Source organism: Actinocorallia sp. A-T 12471 (genome assembly GCF_033875155.1).
Lineage (GTDB): Bacteria > Actinomycetota > Actinomycetes > Streptosporangiales > Streptosporangiaceae > Actinocorallia.
Genome location: NZ_JAWZTE010000007.1, coordinates 60367 through 78349, shown reverse-complemented (window position 1 = coordinate 78349; position 17983 = coordinate 60367). Strand labels below are relative to the sequence as shown.

Below are 17983 nucleotides of genomic sequence, written 5' to 3'. Positions count from 1 at the left end.
GCGGGCAAGGCGACGGCGGCGACGCGGTGCGACGGCACATGACCTCGGTGCGACCGCCACCGAAGCCGTCGCGGCCCGTCACCCCGGCATGTCGTTTCTGACAAAGAAACTCTGTTCCTTGCAGCGAAACGTGAGTAAGCTGCGGTGTCGGCCGGAAACCGAGCGAGGCAGGGTGTGAATGACGAACTCCGTGGGCCCCCGTGCCGTCTTCGGCGTGATCGTGCCGAGCACGAACACCGTCGTGGAGCACGACTACTGGAGGGCGGCCGTCCCCGGCGTGGCGTTCCGTGCGGGCTCGATGTACATCCCCGACCCCGTGATGGGCGACGACGCCGCGTTCCACGCGCTGCTCGGCCAGATCCGCGCGTCGATCGACGTCGCGGTCCGCGACGCGCTCACCGCCGAGCCCGACCGGATGGTGATGGGCATGTCGGCCGAGACGTTCTGGGGCGGCGTCGAGGGCAACGCGGCGTTTGAGAAGCGGCTCCGCGACAGGACCGGCCTCCCGGTGACGACCGGGGCCTCCTCCTGCAAGGCGGCGCTCGAGGAACTCGGCGTCCGCAGGATCGCGGTGTTCTCGCCGTACCAGCCGGTCGCCGACGTCGAGGTCGGCAGGTTCTTCACCGAGGCGGGCTTCCGGGTCGAGGCGATCACCGGACTGCGCTGCCCGACCGCGATGGACATCGCCCGCGTCCCCGACGCGCGGCTGCGCGAGGTCGTCGCGGAGCTCGACGGGCCCGACGTCGAGGCGATCGTGCAGGTCGGGACGAACCTGTCGTTCGTCGACCTCGCCGGAACGTTGGAGGAGGAGCTGGGCAAGCCGGTCATCCCCATCAACACCGCGACGCTCTGGCACGCGCTGCGCTCACACGGCATCGCCGACCGCCTCCCGGACGCCGGACGCCTCCTGCGCGACCACTAGCGCGTGCCGCCCGAGCGCCGCGCCGCGTGCGCTCGGGCGGAGCCTCACAGCCCCGAGAACCACCACGTCTCGGGGTCGTCCGGGTCGTCGTGGTCGAGCGGGTCGAGCGGGCGGTCGGCGTCGTCCAGCGCGCGGGTGCGCGTGACGACGCCGCGCAGCTCGCGGATCGCCGGGACCTCGGCGAGCTCCTCGGGGTGGCAGGCCCACCAGGGCGAGCCGTCGAGGAGTTCGGCCGCGCCCAGGGAGTACCAGAAGGCGATCAGGGACACGTCGCCCTTGGCCTCGGCCGCCGACGCCACGGCCGCGACCGCCTCGATCAGGGGGACCCGCGCGGGCGCGACGGCGTCGGCGCCGGTCAGCCCGCCGCGCGCGACGACGCGCCGCCACAGGGCGGTGCCCGCCTCGCAGTACAGGTGCGGCGGGTCGACGTAGCCGTCCTCGAGCCATGAGTCGTAGCCCGCGAAGTCCTCGGCCGACTCGTCGAACTCGCGCAGCGCGGTGAACCCGGTGATGCCGTCGAGGAAGGCGCGGCGCTCGGTGTAATCGGGGTGGCGGTCGAGCGGGAAGCGGTAGGCGAAGCCGCGCCGCAGCAGCACGTCCATCAGCCGGAAGCGGGTGAACGAGCAGTCGTGGGCGTCCTGGTAGCGGTAGAGCGCGGCGATCCACGCGCGCGGACCCGGGTCGCCGGTGGGACGCGCCGCGTCGAGCAGCCGGATCGAGTCCTCGACCGCGTCCTCGATCTCGTGCAGGGACATCGTGGATCTCGCTCCGAGCTGGTGTTCGTCGCTTCAGGGGGGAGCCGCGTTCTCCGTGGGGAAGACGGGGCTTCATGATGAAGCGTACGCCGTCCGGTCCCTCGTCGGAGCGGCGGTGCGGATCGAGCCACACAGATTGCGACGGACCCCTTGACGCAGCACACAGAACTTCCAGCGGACGGTCTCGTGGAGACCCGGGTGACCGAGGCCGTCTTCGGCGTCGAAGGCGACGTCTTCTTCCCGGGACCGCACGCCGTCGGGCCCTGGGGCGCGGACATGATGAACGGCAGGATCGTGGGCGGCGTCCTCGCGCACTGCCTCGAGGACCGGCACGGCGACCCGGACCTCCTGCCCGCCCGGCTGACCGTCGACCTCCTGCGGCCGCTCGGGATGAAGCAGTTCACCGTCCGCACGTCGCTCGTGCGCGAGGGCCGCAGGATCAAGATCGCCGACGCCGAGATCGTCCAGGACGGCACGGTCGGGGCCCGCGCGAGCCTCGTGTTCCTGCGCCGCGCCCCGCAGCCGCCCGGCCACGTCTGGCGGCCCGACGACCCCATGCGCGCGCCGCTCCCGCCCGCCGAGCCCGAGAACAACGGGCACGCCCTGTTCCTGTGGCCGCACGGGCACGGCGAGGTCGACCCGGACAACCGGATGGCGGTGTGGGAGGGCGGCGCGCGCAACAGCGCGTGGATCAGGGAGCGGATTCCCCTCGTGCAGGGCGCGCCGCTCACGCCGTTCGTACGCGCCGCGCTGGCGGGCGACGTCACGAGCCCGCTCACCGGCTGGGGGAGCGCGGGCCTGCAGTACATCAACGCCGACTACACGCTCGCCCTGACCAGGCTGCCCGAGGGCGAGGACATCGGCCTCCAGGCGGTCTCGCACCTGAGCGCCGACGGCGTCGCCACGGGCACCGTCACGGTCTACGACGGGAACGGTCCCATCGGCACCTGCACGATCGTCGCCCTGGCCAACACCGCGGCGGCCTTCTACACCCCGCGCCCGACCGACAGTGACCTTACTGCGTAAAGGCGCTGGGCCGGTACCCCCGGGGTTGTGCCGACGGCCACGCCGCCTACCCCTAGAGGCGTAGGCCGCCCACGACGTCCGGGGGAGGAGCCGCACGCCGCGGGTTCCTAGGCTTGGGGGATGGCCGAGATGATCCCGCGCGTCGGGAGGGACTGGATCGTCGCCGCGATCGTGCTCGTGGTGGTCGCGACGGGCAGCCTGCGCTCGCTGACGGACGCCCGCGACCCGTGGCCGATCACCGTCCTCGACTGGACGCTGATCGGCGCGGCCTGCGCGGCGCTCGGCGTCGTGCGGCGCAGGCCCGTCGCGGTCGCCGCGTTCGTGCTCGCGGCGACCGCCGCCTACTACCTGACCAGCACTGCCGACGGGCCCCTCCTCATCGCCCTGGTCGTCGCGCTGTTCTGGGTCGCCGCCGAAGGACGTCTTGACTGGGCGATCGCGCTCACCTTGGTCACGCTCCTCCTCACCGCCGCGGGGACCCTGCGCGGCAACGGCGACGTCAACCGGGTCGCGCTGTTCATGATGACGGGCTGGCTCGTCGCCGTCGTCGCGATCGGCTGGCTCAAGCACAGCCGCCAGGGCTACGGCCGCGAACGCGAGCTGCGGGCGGCGACCGAGGAGCGGTTGCGGATCGCGCGCGAGCTGCACGACGTCGTCGGCCACCATCTGTCGCTGATCAACGTGCAGTCCACCGCCGCGCTGCGCCGCATGTCCCGGCATCCGGAGGACGCCGCGCGCGCCGAGGAGGCGCTGGGCGCGGTCCGGGAAGCGAGCGGGGAGGCGCTGCGTGAGCTGCGCGCGATGCTCGGGATGCTCCGCGAGCAGGGCGAGGCCGCGCCGACGGCCCCCGCGCCCGGCCTCGGCGGGATCGGCGACCTCGTCCAGGCGGCCCGGCGCGCCGGACTCGACGTCACCGCGCGCGTCGACGAGGGCGACGAGCCGCCGACGGAGATCGGCCTCGCCGCCTACCGGATCGTCCAGGAGTCGCTGACCAACGTCACCCGGCACGCCGCGGCACGCCGGGTGGAGATCCGGATCGGCCGCGCCGCCGACGCGCTCACCGTCGAGGTCGCCGACGACGGACGCGGCGGCCCGGCGGACCCGTCGGGCAGCGGCATCCGGGGCATGCGCGAGCGCGCCCACGCGCTCGGCGGCGAGCTGCGCGCCGGACCCGGCCCACGCGGCGGCTTCGCCGTCCTGGCGAGACTTCCCCACCGGAACGGAGCGTCCCGATGACAGGGTCCCAGCCGATCAGGGTGCTGCTCGCCGATGACCAGCGCCTGGTCAGGGCGGGTTTCCGGTCGATACTCCAGGACGAGGACGATCTTGCGGTCGTCGGCGAGGCGGGGGACGGCGACGCCGCCGTGGCGCTGTGCCGCGAGCTGCGTCCCGACGTCGTCCTCATGGACGTGCGGATGCCGGGGACCGACGGCATCGAGGCGGCCCGCCGCATCACCGCCGACCCGCGCCTCGCCGACGTGCGGATCGTCATCCTCACCACCTTCGACCTCGACGACTACGTCTACGGGGCGTTGCGCGCGGGTGCGACCGGGTTCCTGCTGAAGGACACCGATCCGGACGAGTTGATCCACGCGGTCCGGGTCGCGCACCGGGGCGACGCACTGATCACCCCTGGCGTCACCCGCAGGCTCGTCGCTGAGTTCGCCGGACGCGCCGCGCCGCCCGCCCCCGGGCCACGGCTGAACGCGCTGACCGGGCGGGAGCGCGAGGTGATGGCCCTCGTCGCGGGCGGGCTGTCGAACGACGAGATCGCCGCGCGGCTCGTGCTCAGCCCCGCGACCGCCAAGACGCACGTCAGCCGGATCATGACCAAGCTCGCGGTGCGGGACAGGTCGCAGCTCGTCGTCCTGGCGTACGAGTCGGGTCTCGTGCGGCCCGGCTGGCTGGGCGGCTGACCGCGCGACCCGGGGAGTACGCGCGGCCAGCCGGACGCGACCGGGGGAGTAGGCGGGAAGCCGCCCCCCGGCCGATGCGGTGGGCCGTGCCGTGGCCGGAGGCTTCCCGGCATGGACACCGAACCCCTCTCCCGGCCCGCCGAGGGCCGTTTCGCCAGGCTCGGCGGCTGGGCGCAGCGCCGCCGCCGGCTCGCCCTCCTGCTGTGGCTCGTGACCGTCGCCGCCGTCACCGTCGGGGCGCAGAATGTCGGCGGGGCCTGGCAGAACGACTTCTCCCTGCCGGGGACCGACTCCCAGGCGGCCCTTGACCTGATGCGCGACCACGGCGCGGCCCAGGCGGGCGCAGCCGTCCAGCTCGTCTTCCACGACCCGGGCGGCGTCACCGAGCAGGCCGCCGCGCCGCTGCTCGCCGAGGTCGGGGCGCTGCCGCGCGTCGCCGCGGTCGACGCGCTGACCGTCTCGCGCGACGGCGCGACCGGCTACGCGACGGTGACGCTCGACGCGCAGGCCACCCACGTGCCGAAGGAGGACGTCCGGCGGATCATCGACGCCGCGCACGCCGCCGCGTCGGGGGACCTGCGGATCGAGCTCGGCGGCGACGCCGTCGCCGGGGCCGAGGAGGCCGAGGGCGGGGCGGCCGAGGGCGCGGGCATGCTCGCCGCGCTGGTGATCCTCGTGCTGCTGTTCGGCTCGCTGCTGGCCGCGGCGGTGCCGCTGGTGACCGCGATCTTCGCGGTCGGCGGCGCGGTCGGCCTGATCACGCTCGCCTCGCACGCGTTCACCGTCGCGGACTTCACGCCGCCGATCATGATGCTCGTCGGGCTCGGCGTCGGCGTCGACTACGCGCTGTTGATCTTCTACCGGTTCCGGCACGAGCTGATCGGGGGACGCGACGCTCCCCAGGCCGTCCGGGCGGCGCTGGACGCGGCGGGCCGTACCGTGTTCTTCGCGGGCTGCACGGTCATCATCGCGATGCTCGGCCTCGTGGTGCTGGGGCTCGGCTCGCTCCAGGGGGTGGCGCTGGCCGTCGCGCTGACCGTCCTGGTCACGATGGCCGCGTCATTGACGCTGCTGCCCGCGCTGCTGGCCTTCTTCGGCGGACGGATTCAGAGGCAGGTCATGCGCAGGCACGCCAAGGGCCGGAACGAAGGAGCGCGCTGGTACGCGTTCGCGGGGGCGGTGCAGCGGCGTCCCGGGCCCGTCCTCGTGGTCGCGGTGGCCGCGCTCGGCGCGCTGTCGGTCCCCGCGTTCGACCTCAGGCTCGGGTTCGCCGACGCGGGCACAAGGCCCCCGGCCAGCACCGCGCGCCAGTCCTACGACCTGATGGCCGAGGGTTTCGGGCCCGGGTTCGCCGGGCCGCTCGCCGTCGTCAGCGAGGGGAGCGCGGAGGCCGCCGAGCGGCTGCGCGCGGTGCTCGCCGGAACCGACGGGATCGCCGCGACCACGCAGGTGCTGCCCTCGGGCGACGGCTCGGTCGCGACGGTCCTGGCCTTCCCCACGACCGCGCCGCAGGACGCGGCGACCGCCGAACTCGTCGACGCCCTGCGCGCCGACGTGCTGCCCGCGCTGAGCGCCGAGACCGGAGCGCGCTATCTCGTCGGCGGTCCGACCGCCGCCGCGCGTGACTTCGCGGACGCGGTCGCCGAGCGGATGCCGCTGTTCGTCGTGGTCGTCGTCGGCTTGTCGGCGCTGCTCCTGATGCTGGTGTTCCGCTCGGTGCTGATCCCGCTGAAGGCGGCCGCGCTGAACCTGCTGTCGGTCTCGGCGGCGCTCGGGGTCGTCGTCCTGGTGTTCCAGAACGGCTGGTTCGGCGCGCAGGAGGGCCCTGTGGAGGCGTTCATCCCCGTCATGATCTTCGCGATCGTGTTCGGGCTCTCCATGGACTACGAGGTGTTCCTTGTCTCGCGCGTACACGAGGAGTGGGAGCAGACCCGCGACCACGCCCTCGCCGTCCGGACCGGCCTCGCCGCGACGGGCCGGGTCATCACCGCGGCGGCCGCGATCATGATCGTGGTGTTCGGCGCGTTCCTCATGAGCCCCGACCGGATGCTCCAGCAGTTCGGGCTGGGCCTGGCCGTCGCGATCCTGCTCGACGCGGTGGTGATCCGCTGCCTGATCGTCCCCGCCGCGTTGCAGCTGCTCGGGGAGCGCGCCTGGTGGCTGCCGCGCCCGCTGGCCGCCCGCCTTCCCCGGCTCCACCTCGAGAAGCCCTGACGGCTACGGCGCGCGGCCGTGGCCGGCGAGCCTGTCGCGGAGGGCCTGTTCGAGCGCGTCGGCCTCCTCGTCGGTGAGCTCGCCCGCGGCGCGCGCCCGGGTGAGGTCGGCGAGCTCCTTGCGGATCTCGGCGGGGTCGAAGAGCCGCCGCACCGCCTCCTCCGGCGGGACGGCGGCCTGCCACAGCATGCCGTAGGCGAGCAGCCCGGTCACCATCGCTCAGACCTCCTCGGGGAAGGGCACGAAGTCGTAGGGCGCGAGCGGGCCGGACAGCCGCAGCGCGACACGTCCCGTCCAGCGGGCGGCGAGGCGGTCCACCGCGTCCTCGAACGCGGGCCGCTCCTCATCGGGGACGAGGAAGGCGGCGTCGGCGGCGGCCGCGTCGCCCGCCGACTCGCGCAGCGCGACGGCGACCGCGTACGGCTCGAGCACGCCGACGAGCTCGTCGGTGTCGGCCGCGCGCTTGTCGTCGAGCGCCCTCACGACGGCGTCTCCGAGCTGGATGCGCTCGGGGTAGGACGCCTCCACGGGCCGGTCCCCGATCGCGGCGCGCAGGTCGGTGATCTCCGGCCGCTCGGCCATGATCTCGCGCAGCAGGGCGTCCGCGTCGTACTCGCCGGTGACGACGAACTCACGCCGCCCCCGCAGGTCGGCGAGGACGTCGGCGTACCACCCGTGGTTCGGCGCGAGCAGCTGGTCGGCGACGGCGTCGGCGGCGGTGACGACCGCGCCGAACGGGAACGGAAGGACCACCGACGCCTCGGCCGCGGCCGCCACGACCTCCTCGTGCGCGAGGAGCTCGTCACGCGCGCCGAGCGGGCCACGGGAGACGATCCCGCCCACCACCGCCGCGACGCCCCGGTGCTCCACGAGCCGCACGGGACCGCCGTCGAGCCCCGCGAGATCCTCCGGAAGCCGCGTCCCCGACGGCACCACGCCGAACACGTAGCACGCGGTGTCCTCCACCGGCGGCTCCCGCGCCGCGTCCGTGGGCCCGACCCCGTTGGACGACCCGGGGTCCGTCGGAGCGGTCATCGGTCACGCCTCCTCTCGCGGCGGCGCGACCCCACGACGGCGACCGCGTCGTTTCCCTCAGGCTATGCCCGCTCCACCGGCGGAAACGGAGTTCAAACCCGATGAAGAAGACGTTTTACCGGTCCGGTGAACGTCAGGCCGTGGATCACCCGGCACATGACGACCCCGCGCACGCCGCCGGAAACGCGGTCTTCGGGGGAGAAGGTCCTTTGGGCGGGATGTGCCGGAGGCGTGGCGCGCGCACGACGGTCCCGGAGCACGCCCGGCCGATGTGTGCGAGTGTGGAAGTTCCGGATCGCTCATCTCGACGATGAGGAGGGACCGAAAATGATGGCTTCCACGATCGCGCGCAGGGCGCTCGCGGCGGGAGCCGTGGCCGCCGGCGCGCTTTTCGCGGCGGCGTCGGGCGCTTCGGCCGGAGACGGCCCTGGCGACGGATACCACGGTGATCACGGATACCACGGCGACTACGGCTGGTACCAGGGTGATGGTCCCTGGAACGGACACGGCGACTGGCGTGGAGACGGCCCCGGACACGGCGGCTGGTACCACGACGGTGGCTGGAAGCACTGAGCCGTGCCGTCTGACGCGGGGTCGCACAGGTTGACCGGCGCGTCAGGCGCAACCCGACCCTAGGACAACACAGGAAGGGCTCCTCTCTCGGAGAGGGGCCCTTCCGGCATTTCCCAGCGAACCGGTTGACAAAGTGAGGATACCTCGACTTGGATGCCGGACAAGATGAGGTTGCCTCAGGATGGAGGGGTTCGGGTGCGTGTATCGGTCCACGACACGGTGCCGGTGTGGCAGGGCGACACCAACGGGGCGGCGCTGTGGCGCAGCGTCGAGCTGGCCAAGGCCGTCGAGGCCCTGGGGTACCGGCGCTACTGGGTCGCCGAACACCACGCGACGCCCGCGCTCGCCACGTCGGCCCCCGCCGTGCTCGCCGCGCAGATCCTCGCGGCGACCTCGACCCTGACCGTCGGGTCGGGGGCCGTCCTGCTGCCCAACCACGCGCCCTACGCGATCGCAGAACAGTTCGGCGTGCTGGCGTCGCTGCACCCCGGCCGCGTCGACCTCGGCCTCGGCCGGGCCACAGGGGGATCGGCGCAGGCGGCAGCCCGGTTGGGCGACCCCCGGCGCGGCGCCTTCGCCGCGCAGATCGCCGAGCTGCGCGCGTACTTCGCCGGAGGCGACGGCGGCGTCCGCGCGGTGCCGGAACCCGAGACGCCGCCGCGCCTGTGGCTCGTCGGATCGAGCGCGTCGAGCGCCGTCGCGGCCGGAAGGCTCGGACTTCCCTACGTGTACGCGCACGCCATCGTCCCCGGAGGCGCGGAGGAGGCTCTTGCCGCCTACCGCGCGGCGTTCACGCCGTCGCCCGACCTCGCCGAGCCCTACGCGGGCGTCGCGGCGATCGTCGTGGCCGCCGACGACGACGCCCGCGCCCACCGCCTGGCCCGCGCGTTCGTCCTCGGGCAGATCCGCATGCGCACCGCCGACCCCGACACCCTCCTGCCGACCGAGGACGAGGCGGCCGCCCACCGGTTCACCCCGGCCGAGGAGGCGTTCGCGACGCAGCGGATCGACCCCCAGTTCGTCGGTTCGCCCGCCGCGATCGCCCCCCGCCTCGGCGACCTGGTCGCCCGGACCGCGCCCGACGAGTTCTTCGCGCTCACCCAGGTCCCCGACCACACGGCCCGGGTCCGCTCCTACGAACTGCTCGCCAAGCTCCTCACCGCCCTGTGACGAGACCTCCCCGGAACACGACAGAGAACAAGGAACCCCCCGACATGACGACCACAAGACGGCGGATCGCGGCGACGGGCGTCGCCGCGGCGCTCGCCCTCGCCGCCGGATGCTCTGACGGCCCCAGCACGACGGGCGGCGGCGGCGCGCCGCGCGACGGCGGCGTGCTCAGGCTCGCGCTGGAGAAGGAGCCCGAGTGCCTTGACCCGCACCAGACGCCCACCCAGTCCGGCAGGCTGCTGGCCCGTCCGATCCTCGACTCCCTGGTCCACCAGGACGCCAAGGGCGGCCTGCACCCCTGGCTCGCGACGGGCTGGACCGTCAGCGACGACGGCCTGAAGTACACCTTCAAGCTCCGCGACGGCGTCACCTTCACCGACGGCACGGCCTTCGACGCCGCCGCCGTCGTCGCCAACCTCGACCACGTGGTCGACCCGAAGACCAAGTCCCTGCTGGCCGCGAGCCTCGTCAGCGCGTACGCCAAGTCGGTGGCGGTGGACGCCGGGACCGTCGAGGTCACCTTGCGCGAGCCGGACTCGGGGTTCCTCGCCGCGCTCGCGTCGCCGAACCTCGGCATCCACGCGCCGGCGACGCTGAAGGGCGACCCGTCCGCGCTCTGCGCGAAGATCGTCGGCTCGGGACCGTTCCGCAGCGACGCCGGATTCGTCCCGCAACAGGGCATCACCTACACCCGCAACCCCGACTACGCCTGGGCCCCGGAAGGCGCGGGCCCCGCCCGGCTCGACGGCGTCGAGGTGAAGATCGTCCCCGACGACCCGGCCCGCGCGGGCGCGCTCACCAGCGGCCAGGTCGACGCCGTCACCGCGCTCCCGCCGACCAGCGTGCGCGAACTCAAGGACGACGCGGCATTCCAGGTGCACTCCGTGCTCTACCCGGGCGCGAACTACAGCTACTGGCCGAACACCGCCAAGGGCCCGCTCAGCGACGTCAGGGTGCGCAAGGCGCTGCGCGCGGGCGTCGACTGGCACAAGATCGTCAAGAACGTGTTCTTCGGCGTCTACTCCGGGGCCGAAGGGGTGCTGTCCAAGACGACCCCCGCGTTCGACCCGTCACTCACGCCCGCCTACGCCCACGACCCCTCGGCCGCCGCCCGGCTGCTCGATGAGGCGGGCTGGACCGGACGCGACTCCGCCGGATACCGCACCAAGTCCGGCGAACGGCTCAAGCTCCGGCACATGTGGTCGGACCCGTCGATCGAGACGCTCGCGGTGCAGGTCCAGGCCGCGGCGAAGGAACTCGGCGTCGAGATAGTCGAGGAGAACCTTGACGGCGGGCAGTTCGTGGAACGCCTCCTCTCCGGCGATTACGAGCTCATCGACACGAGCTTCTCCGCGCCAGGACCCGACGTCCTGCGCGTCCTGTTCGGCGCGGAGAACATCCCGACGCCCGAGCGCGGCATCAGCAACAACATGGCGCGTTACGACAACCCGGACGTCGAGGCGGATTTCGTCCGCGCCCTGCGCGCCACAGATCCGGACGAAAGGGACAGGGTCTACCGGGAGATCCAGCGGCGCGTCACCGACGACGCCGCGGTGCTGCCGATCTACACGCCGCAGTCGTCCCTGACCGTCCGCGCCGGCGTCGAAGGCGTCTCCTTCGGCATCGACGGCACAGTGAACCTCGGCGAGATATGGCTCGCGCACTGAAGACCGCCCCGGCGGGGAACGGCGCCCCCGCCGGGGCGGCCGCCGCGCTCGTCCGTCCCGTGCTGGTGCGGGCGGGCGGCGCGGTCGCCGTCCTGTGGGGCGCGGCCACCGCCACGTTCGTCCTGCTGCGGATCATGCCGGGCAGCACCGCCGACGTGCTCCTCGCCCGTTCCACCGTCTCCCCGGAGATCCGCGCAAGGCTCATCGCCGACTACCGCCTTGACGACGGGCTCGGCGCGCAGTACGCCGCCTACCTCTCCCGGCTGGTCCGGGGCGACTTCGGCGAGTCCCACGTGCTGCGCAGACCCGTCACCGAGGTCCTCGCGGTCCAGGTCCCGCACACGCTCGCGCTGCTCGGGACCACCACTGCCGTCACCGTGGGGGCGTCACTGGTACTCGCCGTCATAAGCGCGCGGGCGGGCCGCCTGGTACGCGGCGCGTTCGCTGCGGTGGAGGCCCTGCTCGTCGCGGTGCCGCCGTTCTGGCTCGGGCTCATCCTGCTCAGCGCGTTCTCGTTCACGCTGCCGCTGTTCCCCGCCGTCGGGTCGTCCTCGCCGAGCGGGCTCGTCCTGCCGACGATCGCGCTCGCCGCCGGACCCGTCGCGCTCATCACCGGGGTGCTCAGGGAGAGCATGCTGCGCGCGCTGGACGAGCCCTTCGTCCTCACCGCGCGCACGCGGGGGATCAGCGAGACGGCCGTGCAGGTGCGGCACGTGCTGCGGCACGCGGTGCTGCCCGCCGCCGGCCTGCTCGGCTGGGTCGGCGGCACGCTGCTGGGCGGCGCGGTGATCATCGAGATCGTCTTCTCCCGGCAGGGCGTCGGCAGGCTCGTCCTGTCGGCCGTGCAGAACAAGGACCTGCCCGTGGTCGTCGCCGTCGTGCTGCTGTCGGCAGTGGTGTTCGTGCTGTTCACCATGCTGGTCGACGTGCTCACCTGGCTCGCCGACCCCCGCACCAGAACTGAGGCGCTGTGAGGAAGCTCAAGCCCGGCCTGTGGCTCGCCGTCGCGGGCCTGGTGATCCTCGCCGGGATGGCCGCCGTCCCCGGCCTTTTCACCACCGCCGACCCCGACGCCGCCGACCTCTCCGCGACGTTCACGCCCCCCGGCCCCGGGCACTGGCTCGGCACCGACGAGAACGGCCGCGACCTGTGGGCCCGCATCGTGTACGGGGCACGGCCGTCACTGCTCATCGGCGCGGGCTCCGTCGCGCTGGCGCTGCTCGCCGGGACCGTCATCGGGGTCGCCTCGGCCCAGCTCGGCAGGGTCACCGACCAGGTGCTCGGCAGGTCACTCGAGGTGCTGCTCTCGGTGCCGTGGCTGCTGCTTGTCTTCCTTGTCGTCGCCGTCCTGGGGCCCGGCGCGTTCCCGGCGATGGTCGGGCTCTCGCTGGTCGGTCTGCCCGGGTTCGCGCGGGTGGTGCGGGCGGAGGTGCTGCGGCTGCGCGCCGCGCCCTTCGTGGAGGCGGCGCACGGCTTCGGATGGACCCGCGCGCGGGTGGTGCTCAGGCACGTCGTCCCCAACGCGCTCGGCCCCGTCCTCGCCCTCGCGACCGTGTCACTCGGCGCGATGATCGTCGCGGGGTCGTCACTGGGCTTCGTCGGGCTCGGCCCGCGCCCGCCCACCGCCGAATGGGGCGCGATGCTCGCCACGAGCCGCCGCACCCTCTCCGTCGCCTGGTGGCCCGCCGCCTTCCCCGGCCTGGCCCTCACCCTCGCCGTCCTGGCCATCACCACCCTCGGTCAGGACCTCCAACGCCGCATCGCAGGAAGATCCCGATGACCCCCACCCCGGCCCGCCGACCAACGCCTCCACCAAGAACTCCCGCCCACCTTTCCCCGCCACGCGCGCTTCGTCTCCGGCAGATGTCTGAACCTGTTCTGCACAGTCCGAGTGCCCAGGGCGGGCCGCGCGCACAAGTTCGACCGGCTCCAGACGGCGCGCCTCGGATGTGCCAGGGGCCGCGTCGACGGCGAGGACCGTCCACCGACCTCATCGGCACCCCTCCCCGCGCCGCGCGCGGGACGAGCCGCCGCGACTTCGCGCTGCGCTTCCCGGCGTCCGCCGAGGCCGGTCAGCGGGTCGCTCTCATGCCGCGTGCGGTCAGACCGTCGCGGGTGGCGCGCACCGCGCCCGGCGAAGCACTCCGCGGGCGTCTGTCGGGTTCGGGCGTTGCGGGGAGGCGGGGGTGAGCGCACCTCTGTTGGACGTCAAGGACCTCACCGTGCGGTTTCCGGGGCCCGTCGAGGCAGTTCGGGGGGTGTCGTTCACCGTCGGGCGGGGCCGGATCGTCGCGGTGGTGGGGGAGTCGGGGTCGGGCAAGAGCGTCACCGCGCGCAGCCTCGTCGGGCTCGCCGGGGCGCGCGCGGAGGTCCGCGCCGCGTCGCTCGCCTTCGCCGGACGTGACCTGCGCGCGCTCGACGCGCGCGGCTGGCGGTCCGTCCGAGGCCGCCGCATCGGATTCGTCCTCCAGGACGCGCTCGGCTCGCTCGACCCGCTGCGCAGGGTCGGCGCGGAGATCGCCGAGCCGCTGCGCGAGCACCGCACGGTCCCGCCCGCGCGGGTCGCGGCGGAGGTGGAACGGCTCCTGTCGGAAGCCGGGGTGCCGTCGCCCGAGATACGCGCGCGGCAGTACCCGCACGAGCTGTCCGGAGGACTGCGCCAGCGCGCGCTCCTCGCCTCAGCCCTCGCCGCCCGCCCCGACCTCCTCATCGCCGACGAGCCCACCACCGCGCTCGACGCGACGGTGCAGAGCCAGGTCCTCGCCCTGCTGCGCGCCCGCGCCGACGCGGGCACCGCGATCCTGCTCATCACGCACGACCTCGGCGTCGTCGCCGAGATCGCCGACCACGTCCACGTCATGCGCGAAGGCCGCTTCGTCGAGGAGGGACCGGCGCGGCGCGTCCTCGAAGAGCCCGCGCACGCCTACACGCGGACCCTCGTGGGGGCGGCTTCCGGGCCGCGCGCGGAGGCCGTGCCGGGGCCGTCGCGGACCGTGCTGCGGGGGCGCGACCTCGTCAAGGCGTTCCCGGCCCCGGGAGGGCGGGTCATGACCGCGGTCGCCGGAGTCTCCCTGGACGTCAGGGAGGGGCGTGTCCTCGGGATCGTCGGGGAGTCGGGGTCGGGCAAGACGACAGTCGGGCGGATCCTCGCCGGGCTCACCCGTCCCGACTCCGGGACCGTCAGCCTCGACGGGAGACCCTGGGAGACGATGCGCGGCAGGGACAAGCGCGCGGCACGACGGCGCGTCCAGATGGTCTACCAGTACCCGCTCGGCTCGTTCGACCCCCGGCACAACGCGCGACGCCTCCTCGAAGAACCCCTGCGCGCGGGCGGCGTCCCCGCTGACGAGCGCGCGGACCGATGCGCCGCCCTGCTCGACGGCGTCGGCCTCACCCCCGACGTCCTCTCCCGACGCGGCCGTGAACTCTCCGGAGGGCAGGCCCAAAGACTCGCCATCGCCCGCGCCCTGGCCTGCGACCCCGACGTGATCATCTGCGACGAGCCGGTCTCCGCACTCGACGCCTCAGTACAGGCACGGATCCTCGAGGTCTTCGCCGAAATCCGCCGCCGCCGATCCGTCGCCTTCGTCCTGATCTCCCACGACCTCGGCGTCATCCGAAGACTCGCCGACGACGTAGCCGTCATGAAAAACGGCCACATCGTAGAAGCCGGCCCCACCCCCCACATCCTCACCAACCCCGCCCACCCCTACACCCAAGCCCTCCTCTCCGCAGTCCCGAGACTCCACGCAAAACCCCGCTGAGCACCTCGCACAAAGCCACATCAACCACCTCGCGAGGCCAACGTCGCGGACTCCACGCGCGGCACGCCTGGGACCTTGTGCGAGGCCACGTCAGGGACTCCACGCGCGGCCACGCTCAGGACTCCACGCGCGGCCACGCTCAGGACTCCACGCGCGGCCACGTTAGGGACTCCACGCGCGGCCACGTTAGGGACTCCGCGCGCGCCACGTTAGGAACCTCATCCGAGGCCACGTTAGGGACTCCACGCGCGCCACGTTGGGAACCTCATCCGAGGCCACGTCAGGGATCCCATGCGCGGCCACGCTCGCGACCTCGCACTAGGTCGCATCAGCGACCTAGTGCGAGGTCGCGTTCGGAGCTTGGTTTGACCACCTGAGGGTGCCTCAGGTTAGACTCGTGGACATTAACCTGAGGCTTCCTCGACATAATTCGCCACAACAATCCGGAGGATCGATGACCGCGGAAACGACACGGGGCGCGGGGAGCGCGGCAGGCAGTTGGGGCCTCGCCCTCGCCGCCATCGTCGGCGCCGAGTTCATGCTCCAGCTCGACGGCACGGTCGTGAACGTCGCCCTGCCCGCGCTGCGCGCCGACCTCGACCTTTCGGCCGCCGCCGCGTCATGGGTGCCGAACGCGTTCCTGCTCGCCTTCGGCGGCCTCCTCCTCGTCGCGGGACGGCTCGGCGACGTCGTCGGCCACCGCCGCGTGTTCCTGTCCGGCGTCGGCCTCGTCGTGCTCGCGTCGCTCGTCGCGGGGCTCGCCCCGAACGTCGAGACCCTCATCGCGGGCCGCGCCCTCCAGGGCGCCGGCGCGGCGCTCGCCGGACCCACCGGGCTCGCCCTGCTCACCGCGGTCTCCGCGGAAGACCAGCGGGCCCGCGCCTTCGGCCTCTACTCGACGGTGACGGGCCTCGGCGCGTCCGCGGGCATGGTCCTCGGCGGCCTCCTCACCTGGGCGGGGGACTGGCGGTGGAGCCTCCTGGTCAACGTGCCGGTCGGCCTCGCGCTCCTCGCCGTCGCCGTCCGGGCCCTCGGCCTGCGTGACCCCGAGACCAGACCCCGCCCGCTTGGCCTTCCGTCCGCCGTCCTCGTCACCGGCGCCGTCACAGCGGGCGTCTACGGACTCGTCAACGCAGCCGAACACGGCTGGACCGCCCCGGCCTCCCTGACGGCCTTCGCCGCCGTCCCCGTTCTGCTCGCCGCCCTCGCCGTCGTCGACTCCCGCGCTGCGGAACCGCTCCTTCCCCTGCGGGTCTTCGCCTCACGAGACCGCGCCGGAGCCCTCATCGCCCTGCTCCTGCTCGCCGCGGTCCTCACCGGCTTCCTCGTCTACCTCGTCCAGTACCTCCAGCAGTCCCTCGGCTTCGACCCGCTCCGCAGCGGCCTGGCGATCCTCCCCTTCGGCGCGGCCCTCCTCGTCAGCACCCAGCTCATCAACCCCCGCCTGTCCGGCGTGAACCTCCGCCTACGCGGCATCACCGGCCTCCTCCCGGTCCTCGCAGGCGTCCTCTGGCTCACCGCCCTGTCCGCCGACACCTCCTACACCACAGGCATCCTCGCCCCCCTCATCCTCATGGGCCTCGGCGTGGGCGTCGCCATAGTCCCCTTCAACCTCATCGTCCTCACCACGGCCCCCACCGAATACACCGGCGTCACCGCGGCCCTCCTCCAAACCGCCCTCACCCTCGGCGGCTCCTTCGGCCTCGCCCTACTCCTCCTCCCCTTCACCTCAGCCCCCACCCCCGCCCAAGCCATCTCCGCAGTCTTCACCTGGTCCGCCCCCCTCCTCCTCCTAGCCCTAACCACCCTCCTCCTAACCCCCCCAAAACCCCCAACCCCCTAACCCCCACCCCCACCCCCACCCCCCACCCCCATCACCCCCAAGCCAACAGCCAAGCCCCCACCGCACTCCCACCCCCGCCCCCCAAGCAGCAGCCAAGCCCCCACCGCACCCCCACCCACCTCCCACACACACCAGCAGCAAGCCACCCCCAAAACCAGCAGCCAGCCCCACCTACCCCCGCCCCATCACTCAGCACCCCCAAGCCCCAGCACCCAAGCCCCCAAATCACCCCCACCCCACCCCCACCACTCAGCACCCAGGACCGCGCCGATCGGCGCGCCGGACCCGTGCAGGAGCCGCCACAAGACGAGCTCACGCACCCCCACCCCCGCCCCCCAAGCCAGCAGCCAAGCCCCCACCGCACCCCCACCCCACACACACCAGCGGCAAGCCACCCCCCAAAACCAGCAGCCAGCCCCCGCCCCAAGCCCAGCCCGACCTCCCACCCCACCCGACCTCTCTCCATCCCTCACACCCACCACCCACTGCCCCCACCGAGCCCCACCCCCACCCAGCCCCACCCCCACCCAGCCTCACCGCCCAACCGGCCCACCGGCCCACCGCCCAACCGGCCCACCGGCCCACCGCCCAACCGGCCAACCGGCCAACCGGCCACCGGCCACCGCCCACCCAGCCCCACCACCCAATCGGGCCGAGCAGCCCCAGCCCGCCCCGCCCACCTCGACACCCCCGCCCTGCTCAGCCCGAGCGCATCAGCCCGCCACCCACCCCACGCTCGTCCCGAGCGCGACGGCCCGCCACACCCCTCACCCTCGCTCAGCCCAAGCGCGTCAGTTCGCAACCCACGCTCGTCCCGAACGCGTCAGCCCGCCACCAACCCCCACGCTCAGCCCGAGCGCGTCAGTTCGCCGCACGCCCCACACTCGGCCCGAGCGCGTCAGCCCGACCACCCACCTCCCGCCCAGAAACCCAGCCCAACACCCACCACCACGCACACAGGACCCACCACCAGGCACCCAAGCCCGCCCCCAAACACCACCCACAGATCAGCCCACCCCCACTCCCACACCTTCTGCCGAGCAGCCAGCCCACCACACACCTCCAAGCCCCAAGCCTCCCGTCCCCAGACCCTCACAA

Annotated in this window: 15 protein-coding genes; 12 read left to right on the top strand and 3 right to left on the bottom strand. The window is 73.4% G+C overall.

All coding sequences use genetic code 11. The annotated features are described in order from the left end of the window. The first annotated feature begins 178 nt into the window (after window positions 1-178). Window positions 179-922: an arylmalonate decarboxylase gene (locus R9X44_RS20620; RefSeq protein ID WP_319815854.1), complete on the top strand. Its 744-nt coding sequence runs from the start codon at window positions 179-181 to the stop codon at window positions 920-922. A 44-nt stretch (window positions 923-966) separates the two neighbouring features. On the opposite strand, the gene R9X44_RS20615 is transcribed toward R9X44_RS20620, so the two are convergent. Further along, window positions 967-1677, bottom strand: coding sequence for a hypothetical protein (locus R9X44_RS20615; protein WP_319815853.1), 711 nt, complete (start codon window positions 1675-1677; stop codon window positions 967-969). A gap of 198 nt (window positions 1678-1875) precedes the next feature. Here R9X44_RS20615 and R9X44_RS20610 point away from each other — a divergent pair, with 198 nt between their 5' ends. From R9X44_RS20610 to R9X44_RS20595, 4 genes are all read left to right on the top strand, one after another. After that, window positions 1876-2703, top strand: coding sequence for a thioesterase family protein (locus R9X44_RS20610; protein ID WP_319815852.1), 828 nt, complete (start codon window positions 1876-1878; stop codon window positions 2701-2703). Between the two features lie 120 nt (window positions 2704-2823). Then, window positions 2824-3939 (top strand): sensor histidine kinase, encoded by a 1116-nt coding sequence (locus tag R9X44_RS20605; protein ID WP_319815851.1) that lies wholly within the window; start codon window positions 2824-2826, stop codon window positions 3937-3939. Further along, window positions 3936-4619 (top strand): response regulator transcription factor, encoded by a 684-nt coding sequence (locus R9X44_RS20600; protein ID WP_319815850.1) that lies wholly within the window; start codon window positions 3936-3938, stop codon window positions 4617-4619. Before R9X44_RS20605 ends, R9X44_RS20600 begins: the two co-directional genes overlap by 4 nt. Window positions 4620-4730: 111 nt before the next feature. After that, window positions 4731-6833 carry an MMPL family transporter gene (locus R9X44_RS20595; protein ID WP_319815849.1) on the top strand — a complete coding sequence of 701 codons (2103 nt, stop codon included), beginning with the start codon at window positions 4731-4733 and terminating at the stop codon, window positions 6831-6833. A gap of 3 nt (window positions 6834-6836) precedes the next feature. On the opposite strand, the gene R9X44_RS20590 is transcribed toward R9X44_RS20595, so the two are convergent. After that, window positions 6837-7049 carry a gas vesicle protein GvpG gene (locus tag R9X44_RS20590; RefSeq protein WP_319815848.1) on the bottom strand — a complete coding sequence of 71 codons (213 nt, stop codon included), beginning with the start codon at window positions 7047-7049 and terminating at the stop codon, window positions 6837-6839. 3 nt (window positions 7050-7052) lie between these two features. After that, a complete protein-coding gene (locus R9X44_RS20585) occupies window positions 7053-7868 on the bottom strand; it encodes a GvpL/GvpF family gas vesicle protein (RefSeq protein ID WP_319815847.1) in 816 nt (271 codons plus the stop codon). A gap of 327 nt (window positions 7869-8195) precedes the next feature. On the opposite strand from R9X44_RS20585, the gene R9X44_RS20580 reads away from it, so the two are divergent. The 7 genes from R9X44_RS20580 to R9X44_RS20550 all read left to right on the top strand — a co-directional run bounded on the left by R9X44_RS20580 (window position 8196) and on the right by R9X44_RS20550 (window position 16885). After that, a complete protein-coding gene (locus R9X44_RS20580; protein ID WP_319815846.1) occupies window positions 8196-8441 on the top strand; it encodes a hypothetical protein in 246 nt (81 codons plus the stop codon). 195 nt (window positions 8442-8636) lie between these two features. After that, a complete protein-coding gene (locus R9X44_RS20575; protein ID WP_319815845.1) occupies window positions 8637-9611 on the top strand; it encodes an MsnO8 family LLM class oxidoreductase in 975 nt (324 codons plus the stop codon). A 44-nt stretch (window positions 9612-9655) separates the two neighbouring features. Then, a complete protein-coding gene (locus R9X44_RS20570; protein ID WP_319815844.1) occupies window positions 9656-11278 on the top strand; it encodes an ABC transporter substrate-binding protein in 1623 nt (540 codons plus the stop codon). After that, on the top strand, window positions 11263-12252 hold the full coding sequence (locus R9X44_RS20565; RefSeq protein WP_319815843.1) for an ABC transporter permease: 990 nt from the start codon (window positions 11263-11265) through the stop codon (window positions 12250-12252). Before R9X44_RS20570 ends, R9X44_RS20565 begins: the two co-directional genes overlap by 16 nt. Beyond that, window positions 12249-13058, top strand: coding sequence for an ABC transporter permease (locus R9X44_RS20560; protein WP_319815842.1), 810 nt, complete (start codon window positions 12249-12251; stop codon window positions 13056-13058). The genes R9X44_RS20565 and R9X44_RS20560 overlap by 4 nt, the downstream gene beginning before the upstream one ends. A 406-nt stretch (window positions 13059-13464) precedes the next feature. Beyond that, complete coding sequence (locus R9X44_RS20555; RefSeq protein ID WP_319815841.1) at window positions 13465-15042, top strand: ABC transporter ATP-binding protein; 1578 nt, start codon at window positions 13465-13467, stop codon at window positions 15040-15042. 454 nt (window positions 15043-15496) lie between these two features. Beyond that, entirely contained in the window at window positions 15497-16885 is a 1389-nt protein-coding gene (locus R9X44_RS20550) for an MFS transporter (protein WP_319815840.1), read from the top strand. Window positions 16886-17983: the final 1098 nt, after the last annotated feature.